The sequence below is a fragment of the Vibrio sp. 1457 genome (assembly GCF_033340195.1).
Taxonomy (GTDB): domain Bacteria; phylum Pseudomonadota; class Gammaproteobacteria; order Enterobacterales; family Vibrionaceae; genus Vibrio; species Vibrio alginolyticus.
The window spans coordinates 320275-334493 of the sequence record NZ_JAWOWA010000001.1 but is presented as its reverse complement, the minus strand read 5'-3'; the positions used below and the strand labels follow the sequence as shown (position 1 = coordinate 334493).

The window sequence follows — 14219 nt, the reverse complement described above, 5'->3', positions numbered from 1 at the left end:
GTCAATTAGGGATATCCCCTAAGTGTAATCAATTAAAATGAATAGCAGTAACTATAATTGTTATGTTTTATGGTCAAAAATGACCGTTTATTAATAGCAATGGGCAAGCTTGTTTTGAATCAATAAAAACGCTAAATCTTGCGTTTTAATGTATCTATGACTAGAAATGTTACTAGTTATGAATAGAATACGTCTTGGATAATAAGAAGACAGAAAAGTGGTGTAAATGAGCTATCACGTATTAGTCGTAGAAGATGATGTTGTAACTCGTAGTAAGCTTGCGGGATATTTCCAAAATGAGGGCTACCAAGTCAGCGAAGCAGAGAGTGGCGCGGAAATGCGTGAAGTTTTGCAAGCGGGCGATGTAGACCTGATCATGCTGGATATTAACTTGCCTGGTGAAGACGGCCTGATGCTTACTCGTGAGTTACGTAGCCAATCGGATATTGGTATCATATTAGTAACAGGACGCACGGATAGCATTGATAAAATCGTAGGCCTAGAAATGGGTGCTGACGATTATGTGACAAAACCTTTTGAACTGAGAGAGCTGTTAGTTCGCGTTAAAAACTTGCTGTGGCGTATTTCAGCAGCGCGTAGTGGCAGCTCGAAAGCGAATGAAACCAGTGAAGAGCACATTGTGCGCTTTGGGGAGTGGACATTCGACATTCAACGTCGCGCACTTAGCCGCAACGGTGAGCCAGTAAAACTAACTAAAGCAGAGTATGAACTTTTGGTGGCATTATCGTCTTACCCTAACCAGGTGTTAAGTCGTGAGCGTATTTTGAACATGATCAGCCATCGAGTGGATGCGCCGAATGACCGCACCATTGATGTTCTTATTCGACGTATGCGCGCAAAAATGGAGTTCGATCCTAAGAACCCACAGATTTTTGTAACGGTGCACGGCGAAGGCTATATGTTTGCTGGTGACTAGTTTGAACATAACTCAATCGTAAAAAGAAAAGGAGAGCTTCGGCTCTCCTTTTTTGTGGCTTCAAGATAATACTAGTTTGCTTCAACCATTGGTGTTTGGCCGACAGTATCACGCAACCTTTGCCAAATACTGCCCAAGTACTCATGCCAATAAAGCTCTGTTTGTTCTAAGTAACGCGCTTTAGGTGAGTATTTATCCCAAGGTTGACTTATCTCGCTAATAGCTAAGAAGTTGGTCGGGGCTGGGATTGGTTTAATGCCTGCTGCGTTGAACTCATACAATGCACGGCTCATGTGACTCGCAGAAGTGACTAACACAATCTCCTTTTGTTGGACGAATGCAGCCGCTTGACGCGCCTCTTCCCACGTATCTTTCGCATCTTCTAATAAAATGATATCGGATTTCGCGACTCCCAACGCAAGGGCAACGTTCGCCATCATTCGCGCGTGGCTAATTTCAGATCCGCCAGCATAGCCGGATAAGATTAATTTCGCGCCTGGATACATTCTTAAAATACGAATGCCCTCAGTTAAGCGCATTAATGCTGCACGGCTTAACTGCGAGGTGGGTGGAATTTCGTCATCGATAACATGACCATTCCCTAAAACCATCACGTAGTCGATGGTGCCAGAAACTGGCAAAAAGGCTTTATGCTCTCGTTCTAACGGCATAAGAAGCTTGGTTGAAACAGGTTGGAAGGCAACAAGAAAAATGCCAACAAAAGAGAATAGAACAACGAAGCAGCCAGTTTTACGTTTTGTAGTAAAACTAATGAGAGCAAGACCCAACAAGCCTATCAGCAGCAATGCCGGAAGGGGCATAAGCATGGCTGACACTACTTTTTTCAGCTCAAACATACATAAATAGTCCGAAAAAACATCAATTGATAATAAAAATGAGGGTATCCCTCTTTATTCCTGCTTTCCTTGTGCCAGAATAGCGGCACAATCCGTTATGATAACTCAGCAGAAGTGACAGAAGACCGCAATTTCGACGATATCGCCCACAAATTTGCAAAAAATATTTACGGCTCCGATAAAGGGGAGATCCGCCAAATCATTGTGTGGGAAGATTTTCTACAGATTCTAAGTGAATTAGATGCTGACCAGCAACCCCTAGAAGTGTTGGACGCTGGTGGTGGTTTGGCACAAATGTCGCAAAAGCTTGCTAAGCTCGGACATCGAATCGCTTTATGTGATCTATCTTCGGAAATGCTGCAGTTGGCTAAGCAGGATATTGAAAAAAACGGTTTGCTTGAGCAGTATCGCCTGATTCATTCGCCTGTCCAATCCATCGGTGAACATATGGATGGACGGGTCGATCTGGTTATGTTCCACGCTGTGATGGAGTGGCTGGTTGATCCTAAGGCCGCACTTGAAACAGTTCTAGAACAAGTAAAACCGGGAGGTATCGCATCAGTCATGTTCTACAACCACCACGGTTTAGTCTATAAAAACGTGGTTTGTGGCAACATTCCTCATATATTAGACGGCATGCCTCACCGAAAAAGATTTAAACTACAGCCGCAAAAAGGCTTAAAACCTGAAGAAGTCTACCAGTGGATAGAAAATTCAGGTTTTAATATTTGTGGCAAATCTGGTATTCGCTCATTTAGTGATTACATAGGCAATATGGAATACATGGGTGATTACGAGTTTGAAGATGTGTTGGCGCTAGAAAAACAACTTTGTCGACAAGAGCCATACCTCTCATTAGGCCGCTACATTCATGTGTGGGCTAAAAAGAACGATAAACAGGAATAACAATGAGTGAGATGACTCTCAATGCTGCAGAGCAACCAATCGATGAGCTGGTTGGCTGGGTTAAGCAGCACGATTTCTCGTTGAACCTGACCACAGAGCGATTGGCATTTTTGATAGCCATTGCCGTACTGAGTAATGAAAGGTTCGATGAAGAACTGGGTGAAGGTGAACTGCATGATGCATTTGCCATCGTCACTCGACTATTTGATGAGACCGGCGAAGCCTCCGCTTTTCGTGCGAACAATGCGATCAACGAGATGGTTAAGCAGCGTCTTATGAGCCGTTTTGTCAGTGAGATTACTGACGGAGCGAGCATTTACCGCTTGTCGCCATTAGCGATAGGAATAACCGACTACTACGTGCGTCACCGTGAGTTCTCAAAACTGCGTCTATCTATCCAGCTATCCATGGTAGCGGATGAAATGGCGAAAGCAATTGAGGCAGCACAAAAAGGTGGCACACCGGGTCACTGGAAGAAAAACGTATACGGTGTTTTAAAATATTCTGTAGGCGAAATCTTCGATCAAATTGATCTCAACCAACGTGTTATGGATGAGCAGCAACAGTCAGTGAAACAACAGATTGCTGACCTGCTTAACAAAGACTGGCGTGAAGCGATCAACAACTGTGAAGCACTTCTGTCAGAAACATCAAGCACGTTGCGTGAACTTCAAGATACGCTGCAAGCCGCCAGTGATGAACTGCAAACTCAGATCCTCGATATTCAAGAAATTGTTTACGGTGACCCTGAGCTGGAGTTTATCGAAGAAGCCTTGTTTGGTCTGCAAATGAAACTAGACCGAATCACAAGCTGGGGCCAGCAAGCGATCGACCTTTGGATTGGTTATGACCGACACGTGCATAAGTTTATTCGTACTGCAATCGATATGGATAAGAACCGTGCGTTTAGCTCGCGTCTGCGTCAATCCGTCAAAGATTACTTCGATGCGCCTTGGTATCTGACTTATGCAGATGCGGAGAGGCTTTCTGACCTTCGTGATGAGGCCCTAGTACTGCGTGATGACGAGGTAACGGGTCAAGTTCCGATGGAAGTAGAATACGAAGAGTTTCAACAAGTCAATGATGAGCTGTCTGAACGAATTGGTGACATGCTAAAAGCGCATAAAGATCAAGGCACACCAATCGACTTGAGTGTGGTACTGCGAGATTACCTTGCACAGCACCCTTACACTCATCATTTTGATTTAGCTCGCATTATCGTCGATCAAGCTGTACGTCTAGGGTATTCAGAATCGGATTACCAAGCGATTCAACCAGACTGGAAAGCAATCAACGAATTTGGGGCAAAGGTACAAGCGAATGTCATCGACCGATACTAATGAATACATGTCAGAGAATCTGGCAAAAGCAATTTCTAACCCTCTGTTCCCAGCGCTAGACAGCATGCTTCGAGCAGGGCGTCATATCTCAAGTGAAGATCTAGACAATCACGCGTTGTTGTCGGATTTCGAACTTGAGCTTTCTTCTTTCTACCAACGCTACAACACCGAATTGGTGAAAGCGCCAGAAGGTTTCTTCTACCTTCGTCCTCGTTCAACGTCTCTGATTGGCCGTAGTGTTCTTTCTGAACTGGATATGCTGGTGGGGAAGGTACTGTGTTTCCTTTACCTAAGCCCAGAGCGTCTTGCGCACGAAGGCATCTTTACTAACCAAGAGCTGTACGACGAACTGCTTGCTCTAGCAGATGAAAACAAGCTGATGAAGCTAGTGACGAACCGTGCGACTGGTTCTGACCTTGATAAAGAAAAGCTGTTTGAAAAAGTACGTACGTCACTTCGTCGTTTGCGTCGCCTAGGCATGATCATCAACATCGGTGAAACCGGTAAATTCAGCATCAGTGAAGCGGTATTCCGCTTTGGTGCCGATGTACGTATTGGCGATGACATGCGTGAAGCGCAGCTGCGTCTAATCCGTGATGGTGAAGCAGTAGTGCACACCAAAGAGCCAAGCCAAGGCAGCTTATTGTCTGAAGAAGATCAAGACGACCAAGCCCAAGAAGAAACAACAGAAGAGGGTGAAGCATGAGCATGATTGAACGCGGTAAATACCAATCGCTGACCATGGTCAACTGGAACGGCTTCTTTGCCCGTACGTTTGACATCGATGGTCTGGTCACCACGCTATCAGGTGGTAACGGTGCAGGTAAATCAACCACAATGGCGGCGTTCATCACCGCATTGATTCCTGACCAAACGCTGCTGCACTTCCGTAACACGACAGAAGCGGGCAGCAGCCAATCGTCTCGCGACAAAGGTTTGTACGGTAAGCTACAGCCGGGCGCATGTTATGCGGCGCTAGACGTGGTGAACTCACGTAACCAACGCCTATTGTTTGCAGTAAAACTACAGCAAGTTGCGGGTCGTGATAAGAAAGTAGACATCAAACCGTTTGTGATCCAAGGTCTTCCAAGCCATGTGAAACCAACGGATATCTTGGTTGAAAGCGTATCTGCGACTCAAGCTCGTGTACGTCAAATCAACGAAGTAAAAGAATCGATCGCGGAATTTGAAGGCGTTCAGTTCAAAGCGTTCTCTTCTATCGTGGATTACCACGCGCAAATGTTTGAATTCGGTGTGATTCCGAAGAAACTGCGTAACTCTGGTGACCGTTCTAAATTCTACCGCCTGATCGAAGCATCGCTTTACGGTGGTATCTCAAGTGCGATTACCCGTTCGCTACGTGACTACCTTCTGCCACAAAACGGCGGCGTGAAGAAAGCGTTCCAAGATATGGAATCGGCGCTGCGTGAAAACCGCATGACGCTAGAAGCGATCAAAACCACGCAAGCAGACCGTGACTTGTTCAAACATTTGATTACAGAGTCGACCAACTACGTGGCAGCGGACTATATGCGCCATGCCAACGAGCGCCGTAAAAAACTAGAACAGACATTGTCTTTGCGTTCAGAGTTATTTGGTTCTCGCGAGACCTTGATTGAGCAAAACAATCTGCTTAACCGCGTTCAAGAAGAGCTGGAACTGCTGATCGAATCAGAATCTTCTTTAGAGCAAGACTACCAAGCGGCTTCTGATCACTTGCAACTGGTGCAAAACGCGCTGCGTCAGCAAGAGAAGATCGAACGCTACCAAGAAGATCTTGAAGAGCTGAGCGAGCGTCTTGAAGAACAAATGATGGTAGTGGAAGAAGCGCAAGAACGCGTGATGATGGCTGAAGAGCAAGCTACCGTTGCAGAAGAAGAGGTGGATAGCCTTAAGACGCAACTTGCTGATTACCAGCAAGCTCTTGACGTTCAGCAAACTCGCGCCCTTCAATATCAACAAGCAGTTCAAGCGCTGGAGAAAGCGAAGCAACTACTTGGCGATGACAGCCTAACGGCGGAATCGGCTCAAGCGCTTGTCTCTGAGCTTAAGAACAAAGAGTCAGAAAGCACCAATGCGTTGCTATCGGTTAAGCACAAACTGGACATGTCTTCTGCAGCGGCAGAGCAGTTTGAAACCGCGCTTAAACTAGTACAAAGCATCGTTGGTCAAGTTGAGCGCAAAGACGCGTCTGAACATGCGAAAACCGCAATTGCGAAAGCGCGTGAGTCACAACAAATCGCGCAAAACGAACAGCAATGGCGAGCACAACACCGTGATCTCGAACGCAGCCTTAACCAGCAGCGTCAAGCACGTGAACTGGTTGCTGAATACAAAAAGCAATATCACGTTGAACTAACCGATGAGGTTACGTTTGAACAAGAACGTGAACGTCATGCGACGCTAATCGAATCACTAGAGATAGCTCAAGAAGAAGTTCGTGATCAGCGTGGTGAACAGCGCCGTCTAGAGCAAAACGCGGTGGCAGAAATCAGTAAGCTTGAAGCAATAGCACCAGCTTGGATTGCGGCGAACGATGCGCTAGAGAAACTGAGAGAGCAGAGCGGTGAAGAGCTTGAGGATCGCCATGCGGTAATGAACCACATGCAAGTTGTCCTTGAACAAGAAAGGGAGTTGTCTTTAGCTAAAGATAAGCTTGCTGAGCGCCGTAGCCAGCTAGACTCTGAGATTGAGCGTCTTGCTTCTCCTGGTGGTTCAAATGACCCTCGCCTGAAAGGTTTGGCAGATACGCTGGGCGGTGTATTGCTGTCTGAGATCTACGATGACATCACGATTGATGACGCGCCTTACTTCAGTGCGATGTACGGTCCGGCTCGTCACGCTATCGTTGTTTCTGACTTGTCAGGCATCGAAGAGAAACTGGTAGAGCTAGACGACTGTCCAGAAGACTTGTACATCATTGAAGGTGACATCGATGCCTTTGATGACAGCTCGTTCGATGCAGAAGAGTTAGAGGGCGCGGTTTGCGTTCGTATGAACGATCGCCAAATGCGTTACTCTCGCTTGCCTGAGATCCCATTGTTTGGCCGTGCGGCACGTGAGCAGCGTCTAGAGTTGCTGCGTAACGAACGAGAAGAAGTGGTAGAGAAACACGCAAAAGCGGCGTTTGATTCTCAGAAAATGCAGCGCTTGTACCAAGCGTTTAACTTATTTGTGTCTAACCACATTCAGGTTGCTTTTGACGCCGATCCAGAACAAGCACTGGCAACTATTCGTGATAAGCGTAACCAAATTGCTCGCGTGCTGGCGGATCTGGATGCGAAAGAGCAACAACAACGTTCTCAGCTTCAAACCAGCAAGCAAGCGTTGTCTTCTCTGGACAAGCTAGCGTCACACATGGTGCTTGTTGAAGATGAGTCATTGCAAGCGCGTTTTGATGAGCTAGAAGAGAAAATCGCTCAGCTTGCAGAGGCGAAGAACTTCTTAAGCAACCATGCAAAAGCCGTCGGGCAATTAGAGAATATTGCGTCTGCGCTTGATGCTGACCCAGAGCAATTCGATGCACTAGAAGCAGAATACAAAGCGGCAGACGAGCGGCTACAAGATCTTAAGAAGCAAATCTTTGCACTCTCGGATCTCGTTGAACGTCGTCACTACTTCGCTTACTCAGATTCAGTAGACCTACTGAACAAGAGTAGCGAACTGAGTGAGCAGCTAAAAGCTAAACTGGTTCAAGCTGAACAAATGCGTACTCGCTCTCGTGAAGAGTTGAAGCAATCGCAGGGTCAAATGAACCAATACAACCAAGTATTGGCATCATTGAAGAGTTCACACCAAGCGAAACTGGAAACGGTTCAAGAGTTCAAACAAGAACTTCAAGAGTTTGGTGTTAATGCGGACGAAGGTGCGGAAGAGCGCGCAATGCGTCGTCGTGACGAACTGCACGAGCGTCTACACACGTCTCGCAGTCGTAAGAGCGAATACGAGCGCACGATCACCTCTACTGAACTAGAGATGAAAGGCTTGGCGAAACGTCTGAAGAAAGTTCAGAAAGAATACGTTGAGCTACGTACGTTCGTGGTTGCAGCGAAAGCTGGCTGGTGTTCAGTACTTCGTCTGGCGCGTGAGAACGATGTTGAGCGTCGTCTACACAAGCGTGAACTGGCTTATATGTCAGCGGATGAACTGCGTTCAATGTCGGATAAATCATTGGGTGCGCTGCGTCTCGCGGTTGCGAACAATGACGACCTGCGTGATGCGCTGCGTCTATCAGAAGACAATGCACGTCCAGAGCGTAAAGTTCTGTTCTACATCGCGGTTTACCAACATCTTCGCGAGCGCATTCGTCAGGATATCATCCGTACTGATGATCCAGTTGAAGCGATCGAAGAGATGGAAGTTGAGCTAGCGCGTCTAACGGAAGAGCTAACCCAACGTGAAAACCGCTTAGCGATCAGCTCTGAGTCAGTAGCGAGTATCATCAAGAAGACGATTCAGCGTGAGCAAAACCGTATTCGTATGCTGAACCAAGGCCTGTCGAACATCTCGTTTGGTCAGGTGAAGGGCGTACGTCTAAACGTGAAGATCCGCGAAAGTCACGAAGTGCTACTGAACGGTCTAGCGACACAGCAAGAGCAGCACAAAGACCTGTTTGAATCGACTCGCTTTACTTTCTCCGAAGCAATGGCGAAGCTGTTCCAACGTGTGAACCCACATATTGATATGGGTCAACGTTCTCCTCAGGTTCTGGGTGAAGAGCTACTGGATTACCGTAACTACCTAGAGCTAAGTGTAGAAGTGAACCGTGGTACAGATGGTTGGCTACAGGCTGAGTCTGGCGCGCTATCAACAGGTGAAGCGATCGGTACTGGTCAGTCAATCCTATTGATGGTAGTACAAAGCTGGGAAGAAGAGTCTCGTCGTCTACGCAGCAAAGACATTGTGCCTTGTCGTCTGCTCTTCTTGGATGAAGCCGCGCGTCTGGATGCGAAATCGATCGCGACATTGTTCGAATTGTGTGACCGTCTGGATATGCAGCTTCTCATCGCGGCACCTGAAAACATCAGCCCAGAGAAAGGTACGACCTACAAACTGGTGCGTAAGGTGTTTAAAGACCACGAGCACGTACACGTAGTTGGTCTGCGTGGTTTTGGTCAAACGGATAAGCCTAAGACTGAAGCGCAAGAGATGATTGAAGAGTTTGAATCGTAAACCCCGAATCTAATAAAACGCCCGCAATGAACGCGGGCGTTTTTGTATCTATTTACGAGGTAGGCTTCGAACAACATAAGACAAGCCGAGACTGTAGGACGGCAGTCTCGGCTTATTAGCGGAACTTCACGAGGAAGCGACGTTTATTCCTCTGGAATATCGTCCCTGACTTCGATCATTTCAGCAAGCTCTTCGAGTGCTTGGACAGAAAGCTCAGACAAGCGTTGTAGGTGTTGGTCTAAGCTCTCTTGTTCTTCAAGCTCTGGTTCATCATTATTTGTTTCTTTTATTAGCATTTCCCAACCTCTCAAGTTGAGTAAGGGGAGCTCTCATCATACTCAAAAGGCAAAGTAGAAAAGAAACGATCTATGTTGATTTTGTTAGCTCGATCATTGATTCAACTTATATATGAGAAGGATGTGTTTAATAAGGAGAGTAAGTGCAAGGTTTTTGGATGCGGGATCAAAAACGCCAGTAATCATGACAATTACTGGCGAGTAATAACGAACATTATGTCGGAGGGTTAGAACAACGGCTTCACACCGAACTGCTCTGCCGCGTAAGCGACGCGTTCAATCGGTTTTGGATACTCAGCAGGTGTGCCAAGGCTCTCTATGTGTTTCAAACGAGGAAGTAAGCCTGCACCATTAGCGATTTGGATTGCCAGACCAGGGCGAGCGTTAAGCTCTAAAACCATAGGTCCTTCATCTTTATCCAGCACCATATCCGTACCCATGTATCCCAAACCTGTCATTTCCCAGGCACTTGACGCAAGCTCCAGCAAGCGCTCCCAATGCGGTACTTGAAGGGTCGAAAGGTCTTTACCTGTATCAGGGTGATGAGTCACTGGATGATCGAACTGCACCGCTCTGACGGCTTTACCTGTCGCGATGTCAATGCCTACTCCTACCGCACCTTGGTGAAGGTTTGCTTTGCCGTCGGAAGCCGCTGTAGAGCAGCGCATCATCGCCATAACTGGATAACCTTTAAATACGATGATCCGAACATCTGGTACGCCTTCATAACTGAAGCCATCAAAACAGTCATCAAACTTGATTAAGTTTTCAACCACAGCAACGTCATTTTTACCACCAAGAGAGAAAAGGCCAGCAAGCGCATTACTAATGTGACGCTCGACCTCATCCCTACCAATTGTAGAGCCGGAGGGTTTGGTATATACCCCGTTTTTATGAGACGTAACAACCAGAATGCCTTTACCGCCACTACCTTGTGCAGGTTTGATCACAAAACCAGGCCAGTTCTCAACCATTTTGTGGATAGTCTTAACTTCAGCTTGGTTATGAATGACACCGATCAGGGCAGGAACTGTTGCTCCTGCTGCCTGTGCAATAATTTTGGTCTTTAGCTTGTCATCGACAAGTGGGTATTTAGAACGATCATTGTAACGGCCAATATAGCTGTGGTTACGCTTGTTCATCCCCATAATGCCTTTATGGCGAAGCTTAGACGGCGAAGTAAAACTTTCGAACATCGTTTAGTCCTCCGCTAGTGGTTTGAAGCGTCGTAGCTCAGTGAGACGGTAACCTGTGTAAGTACCTAGTAATAGAATACCGGCCAGAACAATCAACTGTAGACCAATGAAGTTAAAGGTTAAGTGTTGAATGTATGAGTTCGTCATTGCGAGGTAAACTAATACCGCTGTCAGCAACGAACCACCACCTTGCAGAGCAACTTCCTTCGCACCTTCTTCTTCCCATAGGATTGACATACGTTCAATCGTCCAAGACAAGATGATCATAGGGAAGAAGGTAATTGTTAGGCCTTCTGTTAAGCCCATTTTAAACGCAACAACGGTGAACACCGAGATGATCATAATAACGGTAATAATGACCGCAGATATCCTTGCTACCAGCAATAAGTTCAACCTAGACAAATAGCTTCGAATAATCAGGCCTGTACCTACAATTAGCAAGAAACCGACAATACCCGTTAATAGTTGAGTTTGAACAAAAGCAACGGCAATCAACACAGGCATGAAGGTACCGGATGTTTTCAGGCCGATAATCACACGCAAGAACACAACGATCAGAGCACCAATAGGGATGAGCATGATGGTTTTGAACATCGCTTGCTCTTCCAAAGGTAGGCTATGAATTGAAATATTCAGTAATCCATCTGCTTCTATTTTGTTGTTTGTAGCTTGTTGTGGTGTCATTTCTTGCTTAATCATCGAGAAATGCACTTGGCTATTTTTACCACCAACAAGGTCAAGTAAGGATACGTTTGATTCATCCCACACTAACAAGTTGGGTTTCACTGCTTTTTGTTCGGATTTTGGCGAAAACAGTACCCAATCTTTACCTGACCAAACCTGAACCATTGGTTGAATTGTTTGGCGTCGACGACCATCTTCTAGTTCGATAACACCGACGGTTTTGCTCTGTATACCTGCGGTAAGCAAAATGTTATGTAGTGCATCAGTACGGCTGAAATCGTTCAGTAGTAGCGACGAGTTTTGGCTATCTGGGTCATTAAGCGCTTTGATAAGCTCACGAGTAAACGTCACATTATCGGCTGAGCGACTCATCGCACGTTCGATAAGGGCATTTGCCGCTGCTGCTTGTGGTGCTGATAGCGTTGGTGGCGTAATGTCTTCCGTTGGCGGTAAAGGAGTGACTTTAGCCTGAGGGTCTACTAAGAACTGGGCTTTGTAGTATATGGTTTGTGGCCCTTGAGCTTGGCGAATTGACCATTCTGCACGACGGCCTGAATCGTCATTGATGTAGGAAACGCCATAACCTGATGAGGAAGCAGATTCACCTATAAGTGTGTAACCACTTTGCGTATGAGGTGCTGCAAGTGACGCTTTTACTTCGTTGCCGTTAGCATTGAACTCAATACGAGCTTCTACATCCCACACCTGGCGAGTTTCGCCTGGCGTCCAAGGCACGCCGTAGTTTTCATGTCTGAAAACACTCAGAGCAATGCCCGCAATCACCAATAAGATGATAGAAAGGTAAAACGGTATTTTTGACGTCATAATCTACCTTATTATTTTTTATCTTCGTCCGTTTGGATATAGGTACGACTTACATCGACAAGTGCTATGTCGCGCATAAATTCTCTACCCAGTAAAATAGGATGGTTCATATGTGAGCGATCTGCCAACGTAAATTGCGCTTTTTCATGAATTTTTCCAACGCGCACCCAAAGTTCTACCACAGCGCGGCGTTCTAACTCTTCACTGGTAACCTGGCGGATTTTGACGTAGCGAATGACAGGAGCTTCGATCCAAGTACTTTTCTCTTCTTCGGATTTACTGGTGTCTGCTAAGTGGAATCGGACCCATTTTTTGCCATTTCTTTCGAACTCTTCAATATCAACGGCATTTAAAGACGACGTCGCGGCACCAGTGTCGATACGTGCATCAAAAGTTTGCTTAATCGACTCTACAGTGACCTTTTCGATAGAGCCAAGGACAATATCGTGAGTTGGGGTTGGTTCCACAGGAGCGGGAGATTGGACAATAATCGGCTCTTTCGGTTTTTTTACTTCTGCCATTGCTTCATCGCGAAATGTAAGAAGTTCAACCTGTAGTTTATCGACTTGTTCTTCAAGGCTGTCGATATAGTCCGATTGGTTGCTGAGCTGCAGCTCTAGGTTGGTAATGCGATTATTGACATTCGCTTCTGAATTTTGAATCGCCGCTAACGTTTCTTGGTGGTACTGTTCGCCTTTGGTTAGTGAGCATCCAGATAGTAAGGCGATGGCAACAATCGGGGTCAATCGTAATAACATTGAAAACCTTGGGATTGGATTAAGTTGTTTATTTTTTAGGAGTTTAGCTTATATCGATAAAGCCTCACAAGTAAGAATGTTTCTCTATTACTTATTGTTTGAGGAATAGTGATGAAAAGCCAAAAATCAAGGACATAAAAGCGCATCCTTATTTAGAGCGTGCTTATATTTTGACGTGAAAAATGGATTCAAAAAACAAACTCGCTCATTACGAGGAAAGAGGGTAATGTCTTAACTCGTAAAATGAGTTAAGACAATGTCAGGAATCTCAGCGAATTATGATTTGCGAGCGACAAGAACCGCTCGGCGAGGGGCAGGGTAGCCTTCTACAGTCTTGCTTGGGTCGTTCGGATCTAAGTAGTCAGGTAGAGAGTTATGCGTCATCCAATCTGTGGTACGTTGTTCATCTACGGATGTGATGTTTTCATCAACGATACGAACATCTTCAAAGCCGACCAATTCTAACCACACTTTTAGGGCTTTTGCTGAAGGGAAGAAATAGACATTACGCATTTGCGCGTAACGAGAAGTCGGGACCAATACTGCATTCTCATCACCTTCAATCACGAGTGTTTCCAATACGAGTTCACCACCAGATACCAATTGATCTTTTAGTTGCACTAAATGATCGAGAGGCGAGCGGCGATGGTAAAGCACGCCCATGCTGAATACCGTATCGAACGCTTCTAACTTAGGTAGTTGTTCAATGCCCAATGGCAGTAGGTGTGCACGTTGGTCATCGCCCATTAGTTTACGAATTGCTTCGAACTGAATCAGGAACAGGTGAGATGGATCGATACCGACAGTTAAGCGTGCACCTTCGCCTAGCATGCGCCACATGTGGTAGCCGTTACCACAACCTACATCGAGTACGCTGCGATTCTTTAATGGTGAAATATGCGGAAGCACGCGGTCCCATTTCCAATCACTGCGCCACTCAGTATCAATATGGATGCCGTGTACGTGGTATGGGCCTTTGCGCCAAGGATGGAATGTACGAAGTAAGCTTTCTAGCTTTTTAAGTTCCCCTTGAGGCATCGGCTCATTGTTTGAAATCGTGACAGAATCAACAATGTCGATGTTGTCCGGTCTACCCGCTGGGATTTTGTTCAGGGCTTTCAACCAGCGACCAAAGTCACCGTGCTCTGCATTTTGCCAATCCGTTAGCTGTTGCGGAAGCACATTAAGCCAAGGTTGAAGACGGGTGTCTTGGGCAATCAATTGGTAGAAATTTGCAAAGTTAAACAT

Annotated in this window: 11 protein-coding genes; 5 read left to right on the top strand and 6 right to left on the bottom strand. The window is 46.1% G+C overall.

Annotation, left to right across the window (positions count from 1 at the left end):
* Window positions 1-226 precede the first annotated feature (226 nt).
* Window positions 227-937 carry a two-component system response regulator TorR gene (torR, locus tag R7Z41_RS01535; protein WP_005378370.1) on the top strand — a complete coding sequence of 237 codons (711 nt, stop codon included), beginning with the start codon at window positions 227-229 and terminating at the stop codon, window positions 935-937.
* 71 nt (window positions 938-1008) lie between these two features.
* On the opposite strand, the gene elyC is transcribed toward torR, so the two are convergent.
* Window positions 1009-1794, bottom strand: a complete 786-nt coding sequence (gene elyC / locus R7Z41_RS01530) for an envelope biogenesis factor ElyC (protein ID WP_005387893.1) — start codon at window positions 1792-1794, stop codon at window positions 1009-1011.
* A gap of 114 nt (window positions 1795-1908) precedes the next feature.
* On the opposite strand from elyC, the gene cmoM reads away from it, so the two are divergent.
* From cmoM to mukB, 4 genes are read left to right on the top strand one after another with little or no spacing between them, the layout of a single operon-like run.
* Entirely contained in the window at window positions 1909-2700 is a 792-nt protein-coding gene (gene cmoM, locus R7Z41_RS01525) for a tRNA uridine 5-oxyacetic acid(34) methyltransferase CmoM (protein WP_065275056.1), read from the top strand.
* A 2-nt stretch (window positions 2701-2702) separates the two neighbouring features.
* Window positions 2703-4040 (top strand): chromosome partition protein MukF, encoded by a 1338-nt coding sequence (gene mukF / locus R7Z41_RS01520; protein ID WP_017634722.1) that lies wholly within the window; start codon window positions 2703-2705, stop codon window positions 4038-4040.
* The gene (gene mukE / locus R7Z41_RS01515; protein ID WP_005378379.1) at window positions 4021-4746 is read left to right on the top strand and encodes a chromosome partition protein MukE; all 726 of its coding nucleotides are present in this window, start codon (window positions 4021-4023) and stop codon (window positions 4744-4746) included. Before mukF ends, mukE begins: the two co-directional genes overlap by 20 nt.
* Before the next feature lie 2 nt (window positions 4747-4748).
* Entirely contained in the window at window positions 4749-9212 is a 4464-nt protein-coding gene (mukB, locus tag R7Z41_RS01510) for a chromosome partition protein MukB (protein WP_225477416.1), read from the top strand.
* A gap of 143 nt (window positions 9213-9355) precedes the next feature.
* Here the strand turns inward: mukB and R7Z41_RS01505 are convergent, their stop codons facing one another.
* The 5 genes from R7Z41_RS01505 to cmoB form a co-directional block, all read right to left on the bottom strand.
* On the bottom strand, window positions 9356-9508 hold the full coding sequence (locus tag R7Z41_RS01505; RefSeq protein WP_005378381.1) for a hypothetical protein: 153 nt from the start codon (window positions 9506-9508) through the stop codon (window positions 9356-9358).
* Window positions 9509-9735: 227 nt separating this feature from the next.
* Complete coding sequence (locus R7Z41_RS01500; RefSeq protein ID WP_005378387.1) at window positions 9736-10704, bottom strand: alpha-L-glutamate ligase-like protein; 969 nt, start codon at window positions 10702-10704, stop codon at window positions 9736-9738.
* Between the two features lie 3 nt (window positions 10705-10707).
* Window positions 10708-12213: an inactive transglutaminase family protein gene (locus tag R7Z41_RS01495; protein WP_005378389.1), complete on the bottom strand. Its 1506-nt coding sequence runs from the start codon at window positions 12211-12213 to the stop codon at window positions 10708-10710.
* Between the two features lie 11 nt (window positions 12214-12224).
* The gene (locus R7Z41_RS01490; protein ID WP_005378391.1) at window positions 12225-12971 is read right to left on the bottom strand and encodes an ATP-dependent zinc protease; all 747 of its coding nucleotides are present in this window, start codon (window positions 12969-12971) and stop codon (window positions 12225-12227) included.
* A gap of 276 nt (window positions 12972-13247) precedes the next feature.
* Window positions 13248-14219: a tRNA 5-methoxyuridine(34)/uridine 5-oxyacetic acid(34) synthase CmoB gene (cmoB, locus tag R7Z41_RS01485; protein ID WP_005387902.1), complete on the bottom strand. Its 972-nt coding sequence runs from the start codon at window positions 14217-14219 to the stop codon at window positions 13248-13250.